General features: G+C 69.8%; 19 protein-coding genes. 10 read left to right on the forward strand and 9 right to left on the reverse strand.

The genetic code is table 11. The features are described 5' to 3' along the window. From O7606_RS03240 to O7606_RS03255, 4 genes are all read right to left on the reverse strand, one after another. Positions 1-405 carry a DUF4430 domain-containing protein gene (locus O7606_RS03240; protein WP_281597487.1) on the reverse strand — a complete coding sequence of 135 codons (405 nt, stop codon included), beginning with the start codon at positions 403-405 and terminating at the stop codon, positions 1-3. A 137-nt stretch (positions 406-542) separates the two neighbouring features. Beyond that, positions 543-1010: an SRPBCC family protein gene (locus O7606_RS03245; RefSeq protein ID WP_281597488.1), complete on the reverse strand. Its 468-nt coding sequence runs from the start codon at positions 1008-1010 to the stop codon at positions 543-545. A gap of 51 nt (positions 1011-1061) precedes the next feature. After that, positions 1062-1889, reverse strand: a complete 828-nt coding sequence (locus O7606_RS03250) for a hypothetical protein (protein WP_281597489.1) — start codon at positions 1887-1889, stop codon at positions 1062-1064. A gap of 1 nt (position 1890) precedes the next feature. Beyond that, the gene (locus tag O7606_RS03255) at positions 1891-2412 is read right to left on the reverse strand and encodes a DUF4352 domain-containing protein (RefSeq protein WP_281597490.1); all 522 of its coding nucleotides are present in this window, start codon (positions 2410-2412) and stop codon (positions 1891-1893) included. A 252-nt stretch (positions 2413-2664) separates the two neighbouring features. On the opposite strand from O7606_RS03255, the gene O7606_RS03260 reads away from it, so the two are divergent. From O7606_RS03260 to O7606_RS03270, 3 genes are read left to right on the forward strand one after another with little or no spacing between them, the layout of a single operon-like run. After that, positions 2665-3747 (forward strand): serine/threonine-protein kinase, encoded by a 1083-nt coding sequence (locus O7606_RS03260; protein ID WP_281597491.1) that lies wholly within the window; start codon positions 2665-2667, stop codon positions 3745-3747. Continuing rightward, complete coding sequence (locus tag O7606_RS03265; RefSeq protein WP_281597492.1) at positions 3744-6542, forward strand: SNF2-related protein; 2799 nt, start codon at positions 3744-3746, stop codon at positions 6540-6542. Before O7606_RS03260 ends, O7606_RS03265 begins: the two co-directional genes overlap by 4 nt. Further along, a complete protein-coding gene (locus O7606_RS03270) occupies positions 6539-11521 on the forward strand; it encodes a class I SAM-dependent DNA methyltransferase (RefSeq protein WP_281597493.1) in 4983 nt (1660 codons plus the stop codon). The genes O7606_RS03265 and O7606_RS03270 overlap by 4 nt, the downstream gene beginning before the upstream one ends. 340 nt (positions 11522-11861) lie before the next feature. Here O7606_RS03270 and O7606_RS03275 read toward each other — a convergent pair whose 3' ends face one another. The 3 genes from O7606_RS03275 to O7606_RS03285 form a co-directional block, all read right to left on the reverse strand. After that, a complete protein-coding gene (locus O7606_RS03275) occupies positions 11862-12056 on the reverse strand; it encodes a DUF397 domain-containing protein (RefSeq protein ID WP_281597494.1) in 195 nt (64 codons plus the stop codon). Continuing rightward, positions 12049-12930: a helix-turn-helix transcriptional regulator gene (locus O7606_RS03280; RefSeq protein WP_281597495.1), complete on the reverse strand. Its 882-nt coding sequence runs from the start codon at positions 12928-12930 to the stop codon at positions 12049-12051. Before O7606_RS03280 ends, O7606_RS03275 begins: the two co-directional genes overlap by 8 nt. 713 nt (positions 12931-13643) lie before the next feature. After that, positions 13644-14813: an ISAs1 family transposase gene (locus tag O7606_RS03285; protein ID WP_281594764.1), complete on the reverse strand. Its 1170-nt coding sequence runs from the start codon at positions 14811-14813 to the stop codon at positions 13644-13646. A 1044-nt stretch (positions 14814-15857) separates the two neighbouring features. Here O7606_RS03285 and O7606_RS03290 point away from each other — a divergent pair. Both O7606_RS03290 and O7606_RS03295 read left to right on the forward strand, forming a co-directional pair. After that, a complete protein-coding gene (locus tag O7606_RS03290; RefSeq protein ID WP_281597496.1) occupies positions 15858-17441 on the forward strand; it encodes a S8 family peptidase in 1584 nt (527 codons plus the stop codon). A 385-nt stretch (positions 17442-17826) separates the two neighbouring features. Beyond that, positions 17827-18597, forward strand: coding sequence for a hypothetical protein (locus O7606_RS03295; RefSeq protein WP_281597497.1), 771 nt, complete (start codon positions 17827-17829; stop codon positions 18595-18597). A gap of 29 nt (positions 18598-18626) precedes the next feature. Here the strand turns inward: O7606_RS03295 and O7606_RS03300 are convergent, their stop codons facing one another. Next, on the reverse strand, positions 18627-19289 hold the full coding sequence (locus tag O7606_RS03300; RefSeq protein ID WP_281597498.1) for a TetR family transcriptional regulator: 663 nt from the start codon (positions 19287-19289) through the stop codon (positions 18627-18629). 91 nt (positions 19290-19380) lie between these two features. Between O7606_RS03300 and O7606_RS03305 the strand changes: the two genes are divergently transcribed. After that, the gene (locus tag O7606_RS03305) at positions 19381-19611 is read left to right on the forward strand and encodes a hypothetical protein (protein WP_281597499.1); all 231 of its coding nucleotides are present in this window, start codon (positions 19381-19383) and stop codon (positions 19609-19611) included. 9 nt (positions 19612-19620) lie between these two features. On the opposite strand, the gene O7606_RS03310 is transcribed toward O7606_RS03305, so the two are convergent. Beyond that, positions 19621-20481 carry a GNAT family N-acetyltransferase gene (locus tag O7606_RS03310; RefSeq protein WP_281597500.1) on the reverse strand — a complete coding sequence of 287 codons (861 nt, stop codon included), beginning with the start codon at positions 20479-20481 and terminating at the stop codon, positions 19621-19623. 239 nt (positions 20482-20720) lie between these two features. Between O7606_RS03310 and O7606_RS03315 the strand changes: the two genes are divergently transcribed. The 4 genes from O7606_RS03315 to O7606_RS03330 all read left to right on the forward strand — a co-directional run bounded on the left by O7606_RS03315 (position 20721) and on the right by O7606_RS03330 (position 23908). Further along, on the forward strand, positions 20721-21527 hold the full coding sequence (locus O7606_RS03315) for a hypothetical protein (protein ID WP_281597501.1): 807 nt from the start codon (positions 20721-20723) through the stop codon (positions 21525-21527). Beyond that, entirely contained in the window at positions 21524-22360 is an 837-nt protein-coding gene (locus O7606_RS03320) for a hypothetical protein (RefSeq protein ID WP_281597502.1), read from the forward strand. The genes O7606_RS03315 and O7606_RS03320 overlap by 4 nt, the downstream gene beginning before the upstream one ends. Positions 22361-22549: 189 nt before the next feature. After that, on the forward strand, positions 22550-23095 hold the full coding sequence (locus O7606_RS03325) for a hypothetical protein (RefSeq protein WP_281597503.1): 546 nt from the start codon (positions 22550-22552) through the stop codon (positions 23093-23095). Between the two features lie 72 nt (positions 23096-23167). Continuing rightward, a complete protein-coding gene (locus O7606_RS03330) occupies positions 23168-23908 on the forward strand; it encodes a HEAT repeat domain-containing protein (RefSeq protein ID WP_281597504.1) in 741 nt (246 codons plus the stop codon). Positions 23909-23910 lie beyond the last annotated feature (2 nt).

The raw sequence follows: 23910 nt of genomic DNA on the forward strand, positions 1-23910 counted from the left end.
CTACCGGACGCCGACCGGCGTCAGGCGCCGGTCCCGGACCCGCTGGTACAGGGTGCTGTCGTGACGGCCCGGGGTGTAGGCGAGATAGTCCCAACCGATCTCGTCGCCGTCGTGGAGCACGGTGGTGTCCACCCCGGTGTCGGCGATCTTCCCGTTGACCGAGAGCTCCCAGAACACGAACGTGCCCGGATCGCTGCCGATCTGGTCGGAGAGGTCGTCGATCATGCTGACGAGGTAGCCGAGACTCTGGCCGTAGTACCGCATTTCGAAGTGGTACGCCTTGGCGGTGTGCTGGTCGAACGCCCGTTCCATCGCCTGGCGCACGGTCAACCCGGGCGCGTACGCGATGTTGTCGATCTTGCCGACCGTGTTGCCGAACACCTGTAACCGCATCCTGACCGACATGGTCTCCCCCGATGATCGTACGGCCGGGGCACGCCCGACCGGCCGTACGATTGTCTCCCGCGCCGGGCCCTCCCGACCCCGGAATGGCCCGACCCCTGGGCCCGTCCGCCCCCGGCGTCACGACGACCGGGCCGCGGTCAGGCGGCGGCCTCGACGTGCGACGCCAGGTTGGCCAGGGAGGAGGCGATGCCGGCCTGGTGGTCGGCCTGGCCGACGCCGGGCGGCACGCCGGTGGCGGTGACGGTCACCTCGGTCCCCGTGCCGCTGGCGGCCAGCTCCCAGGTCATGGTCATCACCCCCGCGTACGTCGGGTCGTCGGAGTCGAACACGGCCCGCTGCACGACCCGTTCCGGTGGAGTCAGGTCGACGAAGCCCACCTCGACCACGTCGGTCGCGTCGGACGTCTTGCCCGGCGCGTCGGCGGCGTCGAGGTAGGTCAGGACCATCCGGAAGCCGCCCCCGGGGCGCGGATCCCACCGCTCGATCCGCCCACGCATGCCCGTCGGCGGCAGCCACGCCTGCAGCGCCCCCGGGTCGAGCAGCGCGCCGTAGACGGCCGCCGGAGCTGCCGCGATCACCCGGCTGACCCGGTCGGTCCGTCCCATGTCGCGATCCTAGACCTGGCCGGTGGTCCGCCGGCCGGTCCGGGAGCCGGCTCAGGTCGCCGGGGTGCGGGCGGCGTGCCAGTCCCGCAGGAACGCGTCGACCAGCTCGTACGCGCGGGGCCGCAGGTCGAAGGACTCCTCCTGGCGGCGGCGGGCCATGTGCGCCAGCGCGTCGGCGGCCTCGTTGAGCAGGTGGTTGCGGTGGCCCTTGACGTGCGTGAAGACCAGGTCCGGGCGGGCGGCGACCTGGGTGGCGAGCCGCAGCAGCGTGGGCTGGGCGCCGAAGCGGCGCTCCCGGAGCCGGTAACCGGCGGGCATCTCGTCGACCGCGCCGGCCTGCCAGCGGCGCAGCCACTTCACCGCCTCCAGGTTGTCCACCAGCACGGTCAGCCCGGCCGGCGGATCGTCGTACCCGCTGAGCAGGTACTCGACCGCGCGCAGCTCGTCGACGAGGACGCGGGACGGGCCGGTCGGGTCGAGCCGACCGGTGCCCCGGCCGCGCAGTCCGTAGTGACCGTCGGCGACGACGTATCCGATGCCACCGACGCGTCCCTTCCAGCTCGCGTCGGTGGCCGCGACGAGTGGCGTGGCCGCGGCGGCGGCCCACCGGGCGACGTGGCCCCGGCCCCGGCCGGGGTCGTCGCCGGCACGGCGGTGGGCCGGGTGCCCGGCCGCGAGGCGCTCGGCGGCGTCGAGCCGGTCGCCGGCCACGGCCGTCTCGTCGTAGCGGGCGGCTTCGCACGCCGCCCGGACGTGGTCGGCTACCGGCCGGCAGCCGGCGCAGTCGTTGTCGAGCAGGTACGCGCGCAGGTCGGTGGCCCGTTGGCGTTGCCCGGCCGGGAAGAGGCGCGCCGCCCGGAGAAACTCGTCCGGACGCATGTCAGCCGAGCGTCACGTCGACGCCGCCGGAGAACGGCGAGTCGTGCAGTTCGAGCTTGGTGAGCTTGACGCCCTTGGGGATGTCGAAGACGACCACGCCGGTGACCTGGTTGCCGGGGTTGATGTCGTTGAGGAACGTCTCGGCGTCCTTGTTGGCGTAGATAGCGGCCCCGTTGTCGGCGGAGAACTCGGTGCCGTCGGCGTCGTACGCCTTCTGGCTGCTGCCGTCGAACATCTGCGCCTCCTTGCCGATGTTCTTGACGTTGACGGTGACCAGGCAGAACTGGCCCTGCGCCTTGGCCCCGAGCAGGTCGCTGCCGACCTTGGCGACGCCGCACTTCGACGACTTGACGGTGAACTCGAACTTGCCGTCGCGGGCCGGCTCACCGATCTTCGCGGTCTTCGCGGGCGCGTCGTCGCCGCCCTGGGCGGCGCTGCCGGCGGTGTCGTCGGCGCTGCCGGCGCCGCAGCCGAGGGCGACGAGGCCGGTGGTGATCAGGGCGAGGGTGCTGATGCGGCGCATGGCGCTCTCCTCTGTGTCCGTCCGAAGTGGCGGCGTCCATGAGAGCATCAGTCGTGAACGCCGTCAACAAAGATATCGTTTGGCAGCGGACGACACATTGGGGGATGCCGGCTAGTCGGTCCGGTCGGCCGGCACCCGTCGAACGGGCACTGGCCGTCGCAGCCTCCACGTTGTACGGTCGTGCGTTTGTCAGCCGCCGGACCGACCGTGGGGGCCCGGATTCCGGGCGGCTGTCATCGTGAGGGGAGCGGGATGACGCTGGGCGCCGTCGGCGGTTTCGAGCGGGTCAGGCCACTGGGCTCGGGCGGCATGGGCGAGGTGTTCTTCGCGGTGTCGCCGACCGCCGACCCGGTGGCGCTCAAGGTGATCCGGCAGCACCTCGTCGCCGAGCCCACCATCCGGGAACGCTTCGCCACCGAAGTGGACAGCCTGCGACTGGTGTACGGCTCCCGGGTGGCCCGCCTGGAGGCCGCCGACCCGTACGGCGACCCGCCCTGGCTGGCCGTGGAGTACGTGCCCGGCGCGACCCTGCGCCAGCACGTCGACGCGCACGGCCCGCTGCCGTTGCCGCTGGCCGCGATGGTCGGGGCGATGCTCGCCGACGGGCTGGCCAAGGTGCACCAGGTCGGCCTGCTGCACCGGGACCTGAAACCGCAGAACATCATCCTCGGCCCGGACGGCCCGAAACTCATCGACTTCGGCCTGGCGGTGCTGCTGGACCGCAACGACTACCTGACCGAGCCCGGCGCGCTGGTCGGCACCCCCGCCTACATGTCACCCGAGCAGGTCCGGGGCGAACGCGACCTGACCCCGGCGGTGGACATCTACGGCCTGGCGGCGACCCTGGTGTTCGCGCTGACCGCGCACGGCCTCTACCCGCCGTCGAACTCGTGGAACCTGCTGCTGCGGATCACCGAGCCGACCGACCTGCCGGACCTGTCCGGGGTGCCCGCCGAGCTGACGCAGGTGCTCGGCGCGATGCTCGCCCACGACCCGGAGGCCCGGCCCGGTCTGGCCGACGTGCGCGCCCGACTGCTGACGGTCGCCACGGCCAGCAGCGGGTTGAGCGTCCCCGACCTGCGCCGGGAGGTCGCGTCCCGCACCTACGACGCCGACTCCGCGCTGCCCGTCCCACCGGACCGGCAGGACCCGCGCGTCGACCCGGAGGGCGGCGGCCCGACCGACGTCCCGGAGCCGCCACCGGCCCCGGACACCCCCGACGAGCCCGGCGCCCCGCCGGCCGCCCCCGGGCGACCCGACGTGACCTGGCTGGTCGACCGGATCCGCCACCGGTACGCCCGCCGCGCCACCCTCCTCCAGGAAGGCCCCCGATGAGCAGCCAGGACGTCACCTTCGCCCCGGGCTCCCGGGTCCTCGTCCGGGACGAGGAGTGGCTGGTGCGCGGCGTGCGGACCGGCACCGCCGACGGCACCATGATCAAGGCGGTCGGCGTGTCGGAGTTCGTGCAGGACGTCGAGGCGACCTTCTTCACCGCCCTGGAGCCCGTCCAGGCGATGCGCCCGGAGGACACCGTCCTGGTCCGGGACACGTCGTCGCGGTTCCGGCAGAGCCGGCTGTTCCTGGAGGCGGCGCTGCGCCGTACGCCGCTGCCGCGTACCGAACGCGGCCTGGCCCTGGCCGACCGGTTCCTGCTCGACCCGCTCAGCTACCAGCAGCGCCCGGTGGAGCTGGCGCTGGCCGGGCTGCGACCCCGGATCCTGCTGGCCGACGTGGTCGGGCTGGGCAAGACCCTGGAGATCGGGCTGATCCTCGCCGAGCTGATCCGCCGGGGCCGGGGCGACCGCATCCTGGTCGTCTCGCCGCAGCAGGTGCTGGAGCAGTTCCAGCGGGAGCTGTGGACCCGCTTCGCGATTCCGCTGGTGCGACTGGACTCCACCGGCATCCAACGCATCCAGCAGGAGATCCCGGCCGGACGGAACCCGTTCACGTACTTCAAACGGGCCATCATCTCGGTCGACACGCTCAAGGACGCCGGCCAGTTCGGTCACCACCTGGACGCCACCACCTGGGACGCGGTGGTCGTCGACGAGTCGCACAACCTGATCAACAAGGGCACCCAGCGGCACGAGCTGGCCCGCCGGCTCGCCGCGAAGACCGACGCGCTGCTGCTGGCCAGCGCCACCCCGCACAACGGCGACCAGGAGTCCTTCGCGCAGCTCATCTCCCTGCTCGACCCGGCGGCCATCGCCAACGAGAAGGACTACCAGGCCAGCGACATCGCCCACCTCTACCTGCGCCGCACCAAGATCAGCCCCGAGGTACGCGACCAGATCGGCGACCGCTGGGCCGACCGGGGCCCGTCCCTGGCCATCACCTGCCCGGCCAGCCCGGTCGAGGAGCAGATCTTCGACGAGCTGACCGACGTGTGGCTCGCCGGGAAGTGGAGCGACGAGGCGGTCACCGGCCAGCACCGGCTGTTCCCGTACACGTTGCTGAAGTCGTTCCTGTCCTCGCACCGGGCGCTGTACGAGACGGTGACCAACCGGCGACGCCGGGCCACCGGCACGGAGGCGGCGGCGCTGGACCGGCTCGCCGCGCTGACCGCCGCGCTGACCGACGACGACGCCAGCAAGCTCCGCGCCCTGGTCAGCGAGCTGAAGACGATCGGCGTCGGCCGGGGCAGCGACGTACGGGCGGTGGTCTTCTCCGAGCGGGTACCCACCGTGAAGTGGCTCGCCGGGACGGTGCGTGCCCTGCTCGGCCTCCCGCCCGGCGCGGTACGGGCGCTGCACGGCGGCGTCGCCGACTCCGACGAGCAGCGCATCCTCCAGGAGTTCGAGCTGGCCGGCAGCGAGGTGCGGCTGCTGTTCACCGGCGACGTCGCCTCCGAGGGCGTCAACCTGCACCAGCAGTGCCACCACCTGGTCCACTACGACATCCCGTGGAGCCTGATCCGCATCGAGCAGCGCAACGGCCGGATCGACCGCTACGGCCAACGCCACCGGCCGCAGTTCCGCGCGCTGCTCCTCACCTCCGCCCGCGCCGACGCCAAGGACGACCAGGCGATCTCCAAGCGGCTGCTGGACCGGGAGGAGACCGCGCACCGCACCCTTGGCAGCGTCAGCGCCGCCACCGGCGTCTACGACGCGAAAGCCGAGGAGGACCGGCTGGTCCGCGACCTGTTCCACGACCGGTCGGTGGACGAGTCCTACGACGCCGCGCACGCCGAGGTCGACGTGATGGCCGACCTGTTCGCCGACGTCGGCACCGCCCCGGTCACCGCCGACGTGCCCCGCGCCCGGGTGCCGAAACTCTTCGACTCCACCGAGGACTTCGTGCACGCCGCCCTGCGGGAGATCTACGACGACCGCCCCGAGGACCACATCGACCTGCGCCGCGAGGACGAGCTGATCACCTTCCTCGCCCCCGACGACCTGGTGCACCGGCTCACCGACCTGCCCCGCTCCTACCTACGCGCCCACCGCGAGGGCGACCACCTGCGCCTCAAGGTCACCTTCGACCGGGCCCTCGCCCAACGCAAACTCGACCAGGCCCGGCAGCGCAAGACCCCCACCTGGCCGGAGATCGCCTTCCTCAGCGACGTGCACCCGATGGTCGACTGGCTGGTCGACAAGGTGCTGATCCGGCTCGGCCGGCAGCAGGCCCCGGTGCTCACCGCCGACGTCACCGCCCCCACCTACCTCGTGCAGGGCGTCTACGCCAACCGGCTCGGCCAGCCGACCGTGGTGCAGTGGATGGCCGTCACCGGCCTGCCCGACGCCCCCGAGATCCGCCCGATGGACGACGCGCTGCGCGCGGCCGGCGTCGGCCCGACCATGGTCAACCGCGCCGGGCACGTCGACCTGGAACCGCTGACCCGGCTGCTGCCACAGGCCGTCGACGCCGCCCGCGCGCACCTGGCCGGCAAACGCGCCGAGTGGGCCGACGCGAACGCCGAGCCGCTGCGCCGCCACCGGCAGCAGCTCGACCACTTCCAGCAGGCCAGCCTCCTCGACGAGCTGCCCGCCGCGCACCGCGAGAAACGCCGCCGACGGGTCCGCGCCACCGTCGCCGAACAACACGACCTGCTCGACCGCCTGGAAACCGACGGCGACCCGCTGCTGCGGGTGCTCGCCGTCCTCGTCCCGTCCCCGGAGTCCGCCGCATGAGCCCCGAGTCGCTGACCAACCGCGGCGAGTACCTCTCCGCGCACTACCTCGCCGAGATCCTGCCCACCACCCTCAAGGGCAGCGACCTGGTGAAACGCTGGGCCGCGGCGGAAAAGGACGGCGAGCAGACCCCGCGTACCCGGTTGCGGGCCCTGCGCCGCGCCTACTTCGACGCGAAGACCGAGCTGGCCGACGAGGCGTTCTTCGACCCGGAACGCCTCCGCAAACTGCACCGCGAGCTGCTGCGCGCCCTCGGCTTCGACCCCGAAACCGAGCCGCCCGCCGAGACCGAGCCGCACCCCGAGCCGCGCACCGAGACCCGCGCCGAGCCGCGCACCGTCACCGTCGAACGGGCCGGTCAGGAGCACGTCGTCACCGTCGCCTACGCCGAGCTGGGCGGCGGCCACGGCGGCATCGTCGCGCTGGACTGCGGCTGGGCCGTCGACACCGAGGCCGCCCAGGACCCGGACGACGCCGGCCGACTGCTCACCCCGGTCACCCTCACCGCCGCCGACAGCATCGACACCGGCGCGAAACTCGCCTCCTGGCTGTTCGCCGCCGACGAGCCGAGACCCCGGTACGTGCTGCTGCTCAGCGGCGGCGTCGTCACCCTCGCCGACCGGGGCGCCTGGGGCGAGGGCCGCTACCTCGCGGTCAGCCTGGACACCCTCTACGCCCGCAACGACGACCGGGAGTACGACGTCGTCGCCGCCCTGTTCGGCGCGGACTCGCTGCGCCCGCCCGCCGAGGGCGGCACGGAACCCCTCGCCGAGCTGGTGACCGGCTCCCGCCAGCACGCCGTCGGCGTCTCCGGCGAGCTCCGCGAGGGGCTGAAGGTCTCCGTCGAGCTCATCGCCAACGAGGTCCTCGACCGGATCCGGCAGGCCGGCTACCGGCCCGAGCAGGTGATGGCGCTGGACGAGCTGGCCCGCGAGCTGGGCCGGGAGGCGCTGCGCTACCTGTACCGGATCCTGTTCCTGCTCTACGCCGAGGCCCGCCCGGAGCTGGGCGTCCTGCCCGTCAACGACCGCGAGTACGTCGAGGGCTACAGCCTGGCCCGCCTCGGTGACCTGGTGGCCCGCCGGCTGCCCCCGTCCGCCGACGGCGGCTTCCACCTGTACGACTCCCTCGACCTGCTGTTCCGCATGGTCAACGAGGGCCACCGGGAACGCGCCGGGGCGACCGTCGACGAGCACGCCAGCGAGGGCGAGGGGCTGCGCTTCGAGCCGATGAGATCCGACCTGTTCCTGCCCGAGCGGACCCGGCTCATCGGCCGACTGATGCCCGCCCCGGGCGACGACGAGGACGACGACGACCCGCCGACCATCGACACCCGCCTGCGCAACAAGGTCCTCTACCAGGTGCTCCGCCGGCTGATGCTGACCAAGGGCGGCAAGCGCCGCCGGGGCGGCTTCATCTCGTACGCGCAGCTCGGCATCAACCAGCTCGGCGCGGTCTACGAGGGCCTGATGTCGTACACCGGTTTTGTCGCCACCGAACCGCTCTACGAGGTCGCGAAGAACGGCGACCCGAAGGACGGCTCGTGGATGATCCCGGCGTCCCGGGCCGACGAGTACGACGACGCGGTCTTCGTCTACAAGGAGGACCCGTACACCGGGGTGCGCAGCCGGGTCAGCCACGACCCCGGCGCGTTCGTCTGGCGGCTCGCCGGCCGCGACCGGCAGACCAGCGCCTCCTACTACACCCCGCAGTCACTGACCGAGGTGACCGTCCAACTCGCCCTCAAGTACCGCCTCGACCAGGACGACACGGTCACCCCGGCGCGGGAGCTGCTGGACTGGACGATCTGCGAGCCGGCGCTGGGCTCCGGCGCGTTCCTCAACGAGGCGATCAACCAGGTCGCCGCCGAGTACCTGCGCCGCCGGCAGAAGGAGCTGGCCGTCACCCTCGACCCGGAGGACTACCACCTGGAGCTCCAGCGGGTGAAGGCGTACATCGCCCTGCACAACTGCTACGGCGTCGACCTGAACCGCACCGCCGTCGAGCTGGCCGAGGTGTCGCTCTGGCTCAACGTCATGCACGCCGGCCTCCAGGCCCCCTGGTTCGGCCTGCACCTGCGACGCGGCAACTCGCTCATCGGCTGCGGACGCAAGACGTACGACGCGAAACAGCTCACCGACAAGTCCTGGCTGACCACCGCCCCGCAGGAGAAACCCTTCCGGCACGGCGACGTCGACAGCGGCGCCGTCCACCACTTCCTGCTCCCGGCCGACGGGTGGGGCGCGGTCGCGGGGGAGAAGGAGGCCCGCGAGCTGGCCCCCGCCGAAACCGCCAAACTCAAAGCCTGGCGTACGGCGATGCGCCGCACCCCCACCGCCAAAGGCAAGAACCCGCAGGTCAGACGGTTGCAGGCGCTGGCCCGTCGGGTCGAGTTCCTGTGGGGCCTGGTGCAGCAGCGACTCGCCATCTCCGAAGCCGAGATCCGCCGCGACATCCCCGTGTGGGGCGCTGACGATCTGCCCCCGGTCACCGGGGCGGTGGAGCGGGAGAAGATCCTCGCCGACCTGACCGCGCCCGGCACCCCGTACTGGCGGCTCAAGACCCTGATGGACGTCTGGTGCGCGCTGTGGTTCTGGCCGCTGGACGCCGTCGGCCTGCTCGACGGCTCCGACCCCGCGTACCCGACCACGCCCGTCGAGGTGTCACAGGTCCGCGACGTGCCGGCGGACGCCGAGCCGACCGGCTACGAGGTCGCCGACTTCTTCGGCAACGTGCAGACCCACCAGGTCAAACCGTCGACGAAGCCCATCGGCGGCACCCGGCAGATCACCGTGGCCGAGAAGCTACGCCGGCAGGTGCCCCTGACCAGCCTGGACGACTGGCTCACCTTCGCCGAAGCCCTGATCGGCCGCAAGGACGCCGACGAGGACGACGAGCACTTCTACGGCCTGACGTTCACCAGCCTGGACGAGATGAGCGCCTTCGAGCAGAAGCTGGACGGCGTGATCGGCGTCGACGCCCCCTGGACCCTCACCGACCGCTTCCCCTGGCTGCTCACCGCCGAACAGATCGCCGACCAGCAGGGCTTCTTCCACTGGGAACTCACCTTCGCCCAGGCCTTCACCAACGGCTTCGACCTCCAGGTAGGAAACCCACCCTGGGTACAGCCAGACTGGATGGATGCTTCCGTTCTCGCTGAGGTGGATCCGTGGTTTATGGTTGCCGCCGAAAATGAATGGGCGACCTATGTGCGTCGCAGACAGAGTTTGCTCGAAACTGGATCTGCGCGCGACTTCTATCTAAGTGAGCGTTCGGTAGTCGGTGGAAGTGCTGCTTTTACCGGCTCGCCGATTTATTATCAAGTGTTAGGCGGTGGGCGTGCCGACTTTTATCGCTGCTTTATCGCTCAAGTATGGCGCAATGCGACCGTGGCGGGTATTTCCGGTCTACTTCACCCCGGCACTCATCTCACAGGGCCGCAGGAAGGATCTCTTCGCCCCGAGGCTTACCGACGTCTGCGGATACTTGGCAGTTTTGTCAACGTGGCGAACTGGGCGTTCGCGCCTCCTGTGGGGAGGAAGCAAGAGTTTGGCGTAAATGTTTATGGGAGAGCTGGGGAAATCTCCTTTGTTCATGCCAGCAAGCTTTACTCTGTCGAAACCTTCAGGGCGTCTCTTAATCATGATGGCAATGGCGAGATTCCGGGCATCAAGAATGGCAGGAATTGGGATAGAAGGCCACATAGGGATCGCCTGATTCGCGTCGATCGTGACCGTCTCGAAATGTGGCGTCGTCTACTAAATTTGAGCAATGCTCCTGTTGAATCGACGCCCCTTCTGCATCCCGTTACCACTGCCGAGACGGCAGCAATGGAGGCGCTTGCGAGGGCGAAGCCTAGACTGCGTGATTGTGAGGCATTTATTAGTGTTGGTTTCAATGAGCGGACCGACAAGGTTGCGGGACTCTTTTATGAGGAAGTCGGTCGGCGCGACACCTGGGAAGATGTAATCCTTAATGGGCCAAACTTCTCGTTGGCCACTCCGTTTGCCAAGCAGGATCCGCAGACAGGAAATTTTGATCAACCGGTAGACTTAGAGGAATTAACAGAAAATTTTCTCCCTTCCACCAAATTTCGGCCACCAAATGATCGAGAAAATTACGAGCGAAAGCTCGATAATCGGCCGGACGGGAGAGGAGGTAGGCGCAGTAGCATAGAATTTTACCGGCTGTTTTGGCGTGAAATGACGAAAGCCGAAAACGAAAGAAGCCTTTTCGTTGCGCTCTTTCCGCCGGGGCCCAGTCATGTTCATGCTGTCCGCAGCATGGCTATGGGGAGTGACTTGCAGACCGCTTTGGTCGCCGGATTCTGGTCGGCTCTACCTCTGGATTATCTGCTCAGGGTGACAGACAGGGACCATATGAGCCGAACAGAAGCCCTTGTGATGCCGGTGCCGGAGGAAAATCACCCTTTGCAGTCTGCGCTTCTGCTTCGCACGCTTAGGCTGAATGCGTTGACTTCCGGTTATGGCCAGTTGTGGAACCGTCTGTTCCGAGAATCTTGGCAGCATGAGGAGTGGGCCCTGAATTGGCCGTCTCCTGGGCGCCTTGGTGATGTGCCTCGAACATGGGATCCATCTGTGCCGATCCGTAGTGAGCTGATGCGACGGTCAGCCCTGTTGGAAATTGATGCTTTGGTGGCGGTCTGGCTGGGTATGGAAGTAGAGCCGTTGTTGGCCCTATACAAATCTAGATACGGCACGCTGGCGAAGTATGAGACTGCTATGTACTTCGACGCTGCCGGTCGGAAGATTGCAGCGGATAGAATAGCCTGGGGAAGGCGGCAGCGCCCCGATACCTTCGCCGAATTAGAGAAGCATCTGTCGGATCCGGCGGGATGCCCGGCTCCGAAGGGATATGCTGCACCGTTCTACCATGCGGATCGAGAGAGCGAGTATCGATTGGCCCATTCGATCTTCAGTGAGCGATATAAGGAAGCGGATATCAGCTCACGATCGTAGTCCTCGGAAGCGCTGACTAGAGCGGAGGGCGAGGTTGTGCGCTCACTTGGCGGTGGATGGGGAGCGCCGACGACTTTCTTCAGTTAACGCGCAGCCTCCGACTGGCGAGCAAAGACCTCTACAGCGCCCGGAGCTTCCGAAAAGTCCTGATGAAGTCCGATTTTGCGGAAGTGAGTGGTGGACGGCCGAACATCTTGTCTGTCTGGAGCGGGAACCGCAGTGCTGATGGTCACCGTATTGGGATGGTAGATCGAGCGGCGGGCTGGCTGCTACGTCGAGCGGACAGTCAGCAGCGCGACCGTATGGTGCCTTTCGGTTGCGCTGCCGTCCCCGATTTTGTTCAGTGCCGGGTCTTAGTCGTCTGGATAAAGGTGGTCCAAGCGGTGGTAGGGAAGGTGAGGGCGGGGCCCGCCGGGTTCTTGCTGTCGCGTACGGCGACGAGGCCGGGTAGGTTGTCGGCTACCTCGACGCAGTCACCTCCGTTGTCGCCGCTGCGGGTGCTCTTGCGCCACTGAGCACCGGTCAGGTCAGCCATGGTGAACCTCCATGATGATCTTGTTGACCAGATTTTCCGATTGTGCCTCATCCAACGCGAGATCATCGAGGCTCGCCCATACTTCTTCGTAGATTGCGAGTTCTTCCTTGCGGTCGAGGTAGAGCGCCCCGGTCAGAGACTCCTTGTAGACGACCGACGGCTCAGGCTCGACCCGGTTGCGGATGGGGAAGTCCAGCATGACGAAGGAGCCGGCGACCGCGCCGAAGTGCAGGCCGACGCTGTGGGGTAGGACGCGGATGGAGACGTGGGGCAGTTCCCTGATCTCCAACAGGTGACGGAGTTGCCCAGCCATGGTCGCTGGGCTGCCTACCGTGCGCAGTAGTGCTCCCTCGGACAGGATCACCTCCAGCTTGGGTGCCCGAGGAAGCCTCCGATGCAGGATGGCCTGCCGTTGTTGCCGTACCTCAACGAGGCGTTCACGCTCATCGTCCGTCATCGTGCGTCGGCGCTGGTAGACCGCGTGCGCATACTCGGGTGACTGCAGCATGCCGGCGATCAGGGCTTCGTCGAAGCGGCGGATGCTGGAGGCTGCTGACTCCAGGCCGACGTACAGCTCGAACCACTCGGGGATGGCGTCGAGGTAGGAGTGCCACCAGCCCTTGGCCTTGGTCTCGTGGGCGACGGCGATGAGGGCCTGGGTCAGGGTGGGTGTCGCGCCGTAGAGGTCGCAGAGGGCGCGGACGTCGAGAGGGCGGATCGGGCCCAGGCCGCTCTCGATGCGCCACACCTTCTGCCGGCTACAGTGCAGCGCGTCCGCCGCGCCGTCGAGGGTCATCTGCGCTTCGGAGCGCAGCTCCCGTAGCGCTCGCCCGAGCTGTCGTCTCGGGACGGTCGATCCCATGTCGTCGGCCATCCGCCACCCCTCTCCGTGTTGCGTTTTGTTACATCGGGATGCCACCGGTGAAACGTCGCTCTGTCAACAAATCGGAAATGACTGGGTCGGCGATGTCTCGCGCTTTCGTGGCTACTCCATGGACCTTACCGGACGCCTTCGACAATCGCTATAACGGCGCAATTCCCACGCCTGAAAATATCACGTTCCTTCGCGAGGAAGGGTTGGCGTGAAAGTGGTTGTCCTGACCGGGGGCGGCTACGTCGGGCGATAGAATCAAGTTTATCGATTCAGGTCGGCGGCTGTCCTGAACCCGCATAGCGTTCTGCATGTTCCGTGCTGGAGCCGAGCTTCCTGGCATTCCCGCCAACGCCTCGTCACAGGCTGGACGTTGCCCCGACACCGCGACCGCAGAGGCAAGGAGATCCGACGTACGGGCAGAGACGCCCCCGACCCTCCGCTGTGGGTGCGACTCGCCGGCGTCGGCGGCTGCCTCCGGACAGTGGAATCCCGGACACTGTCCGGTGTGACGACCACCGTCCACGCTGTGGACAGCAGGCGAATCAAAGTGAAGGAAAACGCACTAGTTGATCTTTAGCGCCCCAGCTCAGGAAGTCTCTTCCCCGCGCACGCGGGGGTGATCCGGTGCCGGCCGAGAGCCACCATCCACTGCCCGCCTCTTCCCCGCGCACGCGGGGGTGATCCCCCGATGCCGCAGGGTCCCGGCAAAGTCGTTAGATGATGCCGAGGAGGGCCAGTGCCCGGCTGCTGTCGCGGGCGTGATGCCGGTTGGCAGCGGCGATGTTGGTGAGCCCGGCGAGGCGTAGGGCGCCGATGGCGGCGTTGCGCAGGGCGGCCATGACTTGCGGTCCGGTGCCGGTACGGATTTGGCTGCGGTCTTCGTCGTAGGTGACGTCGCGGACCCAGTGGATCTTGTTCTCGATGGACCAGTGGCCGCGGATCCACGCGGCCAGTTGATCCGGTTTCGCCTGGTGGACTTGCAGGTCGGTGATGGCGTAGACGGTCTCGGTGGTGAAGCGTTTCGGCTCATCGAGGCGTCGTCGGCGGCGGCGGATCTGGATGGCCTGGGCGGCGTGCGGGAAGTCGATGCCGGTGGAGATGGTGAGGATCTTCAGGGTGCGTATCTCGCGGCGGCCGTGCCCGCGGTCGTCGTGGCGGGTGGCGTCGGGGACGGCCCGCCAGGGCAGACCGGCGAGTTGGGCGTGCAGGTGGGGCTGGTTGGCTTTGACGGTCAGGATCCAGTGCGCGCTGCGTTCGGCGAGGTAGGCGACGTGTTCGCGCTGGCAGTGCAGCGCGTCCGCGGTGATCACCGTGTTGCGCAGGTCGCTGATCTGGTCGAGTAGAGGTCCGAACCGGGTGATCTCGTTGGTCTTGCCGTCTACGTTGGTGCTTGCCAGGACCACACCGGTGGCCTGATCACAGGCGGCCATCACGTGATCGGCGGCGGTGACGGCGGTGCGGGATCCGCGCAGGGTCTTGCCGTCGACCGCGATCGCCTGCCGGCTGCCCGAGGCGCTGGTCGTGGCCCGGCCGACGAGCCAGCCGCTGATCGCCGTGGTCAGCAGATCCGGGTCCAGGGCCTGCAGCAACCGGCGGATCATCGCCTCCGACGGGCGCCGGTCAGCGGCGATACCCAGTGCCTCGGCCGTCTCGTCCGGGACATCGGCCACCCACTCCGCGATCGCGGAGTACGAGCGGTAGCCGGCCACCACGGCACACACCACCGCGGTCACCACCACGCACAGCCGATGCCGCACACCGCGGCGAGCTCGTGGATCAGGCACCCCGGCCAGTGCTGCGGGTAGCCCGCCAGCGGTTTCGGGCACGGTCAGAGCCGGTGCATCGGACAAAGACGAGATCAGCGATGATGGCAGGGCGGGCATGACTCACTTCGGATCGATCACCGTGGCGTAGGAACCTTGATGATCTTCTGAGCTGGTCATGCCCGTCTTGCTGCCACAAACGCTGGCGCTTCTACTTCAGAAGCCTCAAGTCGGACAGCGTCACGACTTTGCCGGGGCCCTGCCCGATGCCGTCGGTGCCGCCGCCGGGCCTGTCCTCTTCCCCGCGCACGCGGGGGTGATCCGTACGTGTGCGCCTCATCGATGATCGTCACGACCTCTTCCCCGCGCACGCGGGGGTGATCCGCCGCCGTTGGTAAAGGCTTGGGCGAAGGTGAGCTCTTCCCCGCGCACGCGGGGGTGATCCGGCGGTGTCGAGGGGGAGTAAGTCCGTCTCTCGCTCCTCCCGCGCACACGGGGATGATTCCGTCCACACGGTGCTGTCGATGTCCTGCGCGACCTTCTCCCCGCGTGTGCGAGGGTGGTCCGATCAGCACGGCTCCGGTGGTGTCGCGCAGCTCGTTTCCCCGCGTACGCGGGGGCTGATGCCGCCGAGAACGCGAGCGCGGTTTCTGCTGCCGGGAGGGCCGAGGGGTGTCGCCCCGTCGGTCCGGTCGGACCGCCTGCGTGGTCGCCGGCCCCGGGAGCCGGTGCCGGGCCACGTGGACCCTCAGTCGTTCGTTGTCGGGTCCACGTGGCCGTAGGCGGTTGCCGCGTGGGTGCCGGTGGCCGGGTCGGCTGCGGTGGCGTTTCTGCCGGCCATCCACCTTTCTGTCGACGATCTTCATCAAGGCACATGGGATCCGGAATGGGCGACGACTGTGACCTCCTCCATGGGCGACCGGTGTCCGGGGTGACGTATCCGCATGACTCCTGATCGCGGATTCGTCGCCCCGCTGAGTGGCTGACTTCGCTCACCCCAGGAAAGCCGCAGGTAAGGCGGTAGATCGGGTTATTTCGGAATGGGCGTCCACAGTGAAGTTCGTCAATTGACTGACGGTTGGCGGCGCGGATATCCTGGCGTGGCGATCATGATTCGCGTTCTCCACGGTTTCCCCCACCAGTGTCAGCACGGAAGGGATCACCATGAGGAAAATCGGCGTGGCCTGGCGACGGCGGTTGGTCGGTTCGGTCGCGGCAGCCGGAATGGCCGCCCTGTTCCTGGCGGCGACCGCGTCCCCGGTGGCGGCGGCGGAGGGTCGGATCGTCGGGGCCGGTAGCCCGGGGGCGATCCCCGACAGCTACATCGTGGTGCTCAAGGAGAGCAGTGCGGCTGACACCCGGGCGGCGACGCGTCAGTTGGCGGCGGAGTTCGGCGTGCGGGTGGAGCACACCTACTCGCACGCCGTACGCGGGTTCGCCGGCACGATGAGCGCGACCGCCGCCCGCCGGCTCGCGGCCCGGCCCGAGGTGGCGTACGTCGAGCAGAACGCCGAGGCGCGGACCACCGCGACCCAGCCGAACCCGCCGTCCTGGGGGCTCGACCGGATCGACCAGGTGGACCTGCCGCTGGACAACAGCTACACCTACCCGAACATGGCGACCAGGGTGCGGGCGTACGTGATCGACACCGGTATCCGGACCACGCACACCGACTTCGGCGGCCGGGCGTCCTGGGGCACCAACACCACAGGCGACGGCAACAACTCCGACTGCAACGGCCACGGCACGCACGTGGCCGGCACCATCGGCGGCGCGGCGTACGGCGTGGCGAAGGCGACGTCCCTGGTCGCGGTCAAGGTGCTCGGCTGCACGGGCTCGGGCAGCTGGGCGGGGGTCACCGCCGGGGTGGACTGGGTGACCGGCCACCACACGGCCGGCGTGCCGGCGGTGGCGAACATGAGCCTCGGCGGCGTCGGCAGCAACACCACCCTGGAGAACGCGGTCCGCACCTCGATCGCTGACGGTATCGTCTACGCGATCGCCTCGGGCAACAACAACAGCGACGCCTGCAACTACACCCCGGCCCGGGTGGCCGAGGCGATCACAGTCAACGCCAGCACCCGCACCGACGGCCGCGCGTCGTTCTCCAACTGGGGCACCTGCACCGACATCTTCGCCCCGGGCGATGGCATCACCTCGGCCTGGCGCACCAGCGACACCGCCACCAACACCATCAGCGGCACCTCGATGGCCGCCCCGCACGTGGCCGGCGCAGCCGCCCTGGTGCTCTACTCCTACCCGGGCATGAGCCCGGCCGAGGTCGCGGACAACCTCTACGGCAGCGCCAGCCCGAACAAGATCACCAATCCGGGCACGGGCTCGCCCAACCGGCTGCTCCGCGTCGTCCCCGGCACCATCCAGCCCAGCCTGAAAACCCTCTACCGGCACGTGAACGGCCCCGACCACATCAGCAGCACGAGCGTCTCGGTCGGCGGCTACGTGAACGAGGGCGTCCTCGGGAAGGTGCGCACCACCTCCGCAACCGGCACGAAGCCGATCTACCAGTGCCTGGTCGCTGGCTCGGACTACATGACCTCCGTCGACGCCGGCTGCGAGGGCCAGACCCCCGCCGGCCTCATCGGCTACGTGTACGACTCGCCGCCGGCCCAGCCCCACCAGGCGTTCTACCGGTGCCTGGTGATAAACGCCGGCGACCACTTCGACTCGCCCGACGCCAACTGCGAGGGCCAGATAACCGAGAGCCTGATGGGTTACCTGCTCGTCTGACCCTGAGCGGTTCCGTTCCGACCCCCCCGACGACGGCCGTGGCGCGCGAGCGCCGCGGCCGTCGTCCGTCAGTGGCTCACGTGCGGCTCAGCTCCGCTTCGCCGGGCACTGCGGCAGCCGGTCGTCCCCGAGTGGCCCGTGAGCTGCTGGTGGGCTGACCGGCGGCCCGCCGGTGCCGGCGGGGAGCGGGCGGGTTCGGTTCGCTGCGGGTTCCGGTTCTCGGCTGGCCGTCGCGCGCTGGCATGGGCCCATTTAAACCGGCCCACGCCATCCGGGTCCGCAGTGGACGAACTTTGTGGACAGGATTCACGATCTGGCGTACTGTCCGCTCGGCCGACCGAGCGTGGACCCCGGCCGGCGGAAAGCGAGCGGAGGAGCGCGCGGCATGGCGACAGTGCCCCACGACGGACCGGTCCCGGAGGCGGCCACCGGCGGTAACCGGGTCCTCGACCTGCTGGACAAGGCGATCGACCTGCAAGGTCCGCTGGTCCGCAAGAACATCGCCCGCGCTCGCCAGCGGAACCCGGACGCCACGCCGGCCGAGGTGATCCGCAGCCTGGAACGGATGTACGTCAGCGCCCTGACCGGCTCGGGTGCCGCCGTGGGCGGGGCAGCCGCCGCGCCCGGCGTCGGCACCGGCGTCGCGGTCGCCCTGTCGGCCGGCGAGTTCCTGTCGTCGCTCCAGTTGAGCGCGCTCTTCGCGCTCTCGGTCGCCGAGGTCCACGGCGTGCCCATCGACGAGGTTGAACGCCGGCGCACCATCGTCATGGGCATCATGCTCGGCGGGTCCGGCCAGGCCACCATCGCCAAGGTCGCCGAGCGCACCGGGAAACACTGGGGCCGCCACATCGCCGCCAAGGTGCCCGGCGAGACGCTGCGCCAGATCAACAAGGTCCTGGGCAGACACTTCGTCACCAGGTTCGGCACCCGGCAGGGCATCATCGTCCTTGGTCGGGTGGCGCCCTTCGGCATCGGCGCGGTGATCGGCGGCGGCGCGAACGCCGCCCTCGCCGCGCTGGCTGTCCGGGCCGCCCGGCACGCCTTCGGCCCCGCCCCGGAAGCCTGGCCCGACACCACGACGCCCGACACTCCGACGCCCGACACTCCGACGCCCGACATCGCGACGCCCGGCACCCCGCCCCCGACCGCCGGGTAGCTGCCGCAGCGTCCGCCCGGCGTACCCGGTCACTCCGGCGTGCCGGCCCCCGTCGCCGCCCGCAGGATGCCGTCGAGCCCCGCCGCGAAGAGCAGGCCGTCGTCCCAGCGGGCGTCGTCCAGGTGGCTGGAGGCGTCGAGGGTCGGATAGGCGTCCGGGTTCCTGGTGACGAGGTCGCGGGCCGCCGCCCTCGCCCGCGGGTCGGCGGTCCGTCGCCAGGTGGCCTCCGTCAGCGAGGCCCCGATGACGTAGTTCGCCACCATCCGGGTCGCCACCGCGAGCGCCCGTCCCCGGCAGCCGCCGCGCGCCAGCGCCGACTGGAGGAATTCGGTACGGGTCAGGACGTTGGGCCCGAGCGTCGGGCGTCCGATCAGCCCCGGCGCCCACGGGTGCCGCAGCATGGCCTCCCGCCAGCCCAGGACGAGCAGGCGCACGTCCGCCCGCCAGTCGTCGCTCACCTCCGGCACCGGCACGTCACCGAAGATCCGGTCGACGGCCAGGTCCAGGACGTCGTCCTTCGTCCGCACGTGCCAGTACAACGCGGTGGCCGTCACGTCGAGCCGCTGGGCGAGGCCGCGCATCGTCAGGCCCTCGACGCCCTGCGCGTCCAGCAGGGCGACCGCCGCCGCCACGATGTGGTCGAGCAGCAGCGCCGGTCTCCGGCGGGCCCGCGCCGGCCCTGCGGTGGTCATCGTCCCACCTTATTACGGTGGACCAGAAACTTAACAGCGTTAATCTGATGGGTGTACGACGTGGACCGACGGACGCCCCGGAGGACGCCCCGTGCCGCTGCTGCGGATCCAGCTCGACACCGACCCGGTCACCGCACGTCGGGTGCTGCGCCTGCACCAGGAGGGCCGGGTCCACCACGAGTCCCGGGAAGCGGCCCGCGAGCAGGCGTGGCGGCAGGGCCGCACCCCGGCCGGCGACCCGGTCTTCGTCGGCGTCACCAACGGCCGCCGAAACGTACGGCTCCTCTACGACGTCGAGGTCTACTCCGACACCGTGCCCTGACCCGGGCGCTCACCCGAGCGCGGGCCGGCGCAGGTCGCGTACCTCGGGAAGCTGCCGGAACCCGGCGGACCGGTAGGTGGCGACCGCGCCGACGTTGCCGCTCGGGGTGGCCACGACCGCGCCCGACGCGCCCATCTCCCGCAGCGTCGCCGCCGCGGCGACGCAGATCGCCGTACCGTGGCCGTGGCCGCGATGATCCCGGTGCACGCCCATCGGTTCGAGCAGGCCGGGCCGCCCCGGCCCGGCCGACCACACCGTCACCACGGCCACCGCCGCGCCCCGCGTGTCGTAGCCGACCAGGCAACAAGCATCCGCGTACGGCGACCCGGCGGCCATCGCGTGCCACCGCCGCGCCGTGAACGTCGACCTGTCGAACGCCGCCCGCTGCACCGCCACCCGCGCCGCCACCTGCTCCGGGCCCACCACCTCGACCCGCAGACCGGACCCCTCGACGGGCCCGGTCAGGTCACGCCGCAGCGGCGTCCACGCCTCGTCGGGCTGCCATCCGGCGGCCAGCAGCAGCGCCCGGAAGGCGCCCTCGCCGCGCGCCTCGACGGCCACGCTGCCCGACGGCAGGACGCCACGCCCCGGCCGGCTCACGTCGTCGACCATCCGCCGCGCCAGCTCCTCGTCCCCGGCGACGTCCGGGGCGATCGCCAGCCGTACCAGGTCGGGGCTGTCCAGCAGCCCGACCGCGACGATCGTGCCGTTGCGCCGCCAGACCCGCAGCGCGCCGGCCGTCGCCGCCGTGCCGTACGACAGGTGCCAGCCCACGTCGCCCGGGTGCAGGTGCGGCGGCGCTTCGTCGTGCTGCCACCCGCGCAACGCGCGCACGACCTCGGCCAACCCGGCGACACCTGGCACGCTCATCGTGACCGACACGCCCCGATCAGACACCGCCGCCGGTAGCGGATCAACCGGATTTCCTGGTCGGCGCCGCCGGGCCGGACACGTTCCGGTGTCGATCATCCGACGGTCGCGCGCCGCCGTCGTGGGCGTCACGGTGTAGTACCGTCGCCTCCACTCAGCCGCGGAAATCGCGCGGTGGCCGACGGGAAACCGATGTCGACGGTCATCTGACGTGCCCTGCGCAATTGAAGGAGAAAAGCTTGCCGGCCATCGCGAGGATCTACCTTCAGGGCGCGACCAGGCGGGTTCTCGGGGACGGTTTCGAAGAGCTGGACGGCAGTTACCGGTACGTCCGGGGGGAACGGACCGGCCGTTGGTCGTGGGAGGTCCTCGACGCCAGAAAAGGCGTCTGGACGTACGGGGGAACCGGCCCGAACGGGCCACGTGACTTCGTCGCCACGGTACGGGCGGACGCCGAGAACGCGGCCCGCGCCGAGAGCACGGCGTCGCTGGACGTCCTCGGCTCGATGGAGCTGGGGACGGTCGACCCGGCCCGGCCGCGCGCGGTCCACGCGATGGTGGCCTCCTGCGTGCCGGTCGCCCTGCACGCCACCGACAGCGACCGCTACCTGCTGTGCCACCGGGCCCCGACCACCGAATGGGCGGACGTGTTCCGGGTCGCCCGCGCGAACGGCCTGACCCGGGTGACCGTGCACTGCCCGCCCGGCGCCTGGGACGACGCGGCCAGCCGGGCCGCCGCCGGGGAGAACGTCACCGCCCGGGCCGGGACGCCGTGGGAGTCCAACGCGACCTGGGTGGTCGGCGGGCCGGTTCCCCCACCCGGGGACGGACTGGTCCCCGGGGCCGACGCCCGGCCGGCGGAGCCGGCGGACGACGCGGTCCCCGGCGCGGCGGACCGCGCGCGGGAGGCGTTCCCGGGTGAACGGGACGCCGTGCCCGACGACCCGGACGCGGTCGTGCCGGGCGGCCCGGAGCCCGGCGACGCCCTGGCCGGCCCGGAGCCCGCCGAGCCGGGCATGAGATCGACTTTGGAGGAGATGGCGTGACCGACACCGCAGACTTCTGGCAGTTCCGCAGCAACACCGTCGGCACGTGGCACAACGACTTCCACTTCCAGCGGTGGATGGCCGAGCACGCCGAGGCGGCGGACCACCGCCTCCACCTGGAGGTCACCACGCAGGCGTTCCCGTGCTCGACGCACACCCTGGACGGGGAGCTGCGCTACCTGTTCTACCTGGCCCACTACTGCGTGTTCAACGCGTCCGACGTCTACCGGCAGGACGGCTCCGACCGCAAGGGCCTGTACGCGCGGACGTACGCCATCCAGACCCACGTGGTGGACGACGCCGGCCACCCGCTGCCCTACGAGCGGGCCAGCATGGTCAGCAACAGTCCCGAGAACAGCCAGGGCGTCACCACGTACACCAGCTCGATGAGCGCGTCACTCGACGGGAACGTCGGCATGTTCGGCGACCAGCCCACCGCGGGCGTGAGCGGCGGCGTCTCGTTCGGCACGTCGAAGAGCTTCGCCATGGCCGACGTGACGATCGTCAACGACAGCAACTACGAGAACGACGTCAACGCCTCCCGGTGGACGTTCGAGTTCAAGCGCCCCGACATCGACCAGGGCGTGTTCAGCTCCGAGCTGAGTCCGCCCGCCGCGCTCGCGCACGCCACCTTCGAGCCGGTGCTCTACGAGGCGTGGAGCCTCCCCGAGCCGTACGGGGAGCGGTTCACCCTGCGGATGACCGTCGACGTCGGGCTGGAGTACAGCACCCTGGACCGGGGGCTCGTCCTGCGCCACCAGTGGCAGGGCTACGGCTCCCAGGCCACCCACCTGCTCGACGTGCCGTACCCGCCGCCGCCCTCGCGGGGATAGGGCGTCCCGTACGACGATTTCTGCCTCAAGGTGGCCTACACCTGGATCGGGCGCTTTGTCAGTGTTGACCAGGCAGTCTGCCTACGCGAATCCCGAAAATGCGAAGCTTGACAGGGCGCGGTATCGGAAATCACACTCACTGCCAATAAAGTAATGGCGTTGATCATTGGCCGTCGAGGGTGGGGAGTCATGCGCAAAATACGCAGGATCCTGCAAGCGGTCCTTTCCGGAGCGGCGGCGACCCTGCTGGTGGCGCTGGCCGCGCAACCGGCCGCCGCGTGGACGTGGTCGCCCGTGACGACCGTCTACTCGTCGGTCAGCTCCTCCTACTGCGTACGGGCCCAGGCCGGGATCGACCACTTCGTTCCCGGAAGCCTTTCGGGGAACCTCGCCTACGCCAACGCCTACCTGCTGCGGGTCCGGGTGGACCTGCTGACCGGCTTTCGCTCCTGCGAGCTGTCCGCCACCGGCTGGGGCCGCGCCCGCCTGGACGTGGAGAGGTGGAACGGCTCCACGTGGACGTTCTGCCGGGGCTCCGGCTGGGCGTACGGCAGCTTCGGCTGGTCCGGCGGCGAATTCCCCGGACCCTACGGGCCGTCGCAGATCCTCGACTACGGCGGGTCGTCCTCGTGCGGCCAGGGCTACTACCGGACGAGGGCGTTCGCCGAGTACGAGACCAGCCCGTCTACCTGGGTCGGCGGCAACGTCGTCTCAGGCTACGAATGGGTACCGTGACCTGATCGGGTGAGCGCCGCTTGACCCTGACACAGTGGCAAGCTTTTCACTGTGCCGCAGGAGGTGGTAGCGATGAGCGTCCCGACCGAGGACCAGACCACGACGAAAGCCATCCGCGCGCTCGCGCACGACAGCCCGACGGTGCGGCTGCGGGCCACGATGGCGGTCGGCACGACCCCCGACCCCCGGTACGTCGACACCCTCGTCGAACGCTGCGGCGTCGAACCCGAGTTCTTCGTACGCGAGGCGCTGACCTGGGCGCTCACCCGTCACCCGGCCACCCTGACCGTGCCGAAACTGGTCGCCGAACTCCGCTCCGAGCATGCCCCGGCCCGCAGCCAGGCCCTGCACACCCTCTCCAAGGTCGGAGACCGGCGGGCGTGGCCGTCGATCACCCGGGCCCTGCTCACCGACCCCGACGACGAGGTGGCCCGCGCCGCGTGGCGGACCGCCGTCGTCCTCGTACCCGAAGAGGAGGCATCCGGGCTGGCCGTGACGCTGGCCACGCAGCTCGGGCGCGGCGGACGGGAGACGCGGTTGAGCCTCAGCCGGGCGCTGGCCGCGCTCGGCGAGGCCGCCGAGCCGGCGCTGCGGGCCGCCGCCACCCACCCCGACCCGCGCGTACGGCAACACGCCCTCGCCACCGAACGCCTGCTCCACGACCCCGACGCCGGCTTCGACCTCGCCGTCGAGGAGGCGAAACGCGTCGTCGCCCTCGGCCCAGCCGGCGTCGCCGCCCTCGACTCGGCCGGTGTCGCGGCTCCCGGCCCGGCCGGCTTCGCGGCCTCCGACCCGGACGGGCAGGGAGGATGACC

The sequence above is a fragment of the Micromonospora sp. WMMD882 genome (assembly GCF_027497255.1).
Taxonomy (GTDB): domain Bacteria; phylum Actinomycetota; class Actinomycetes; order Mycobacteriales; family Micromonosporaceae; genus Micromonospora.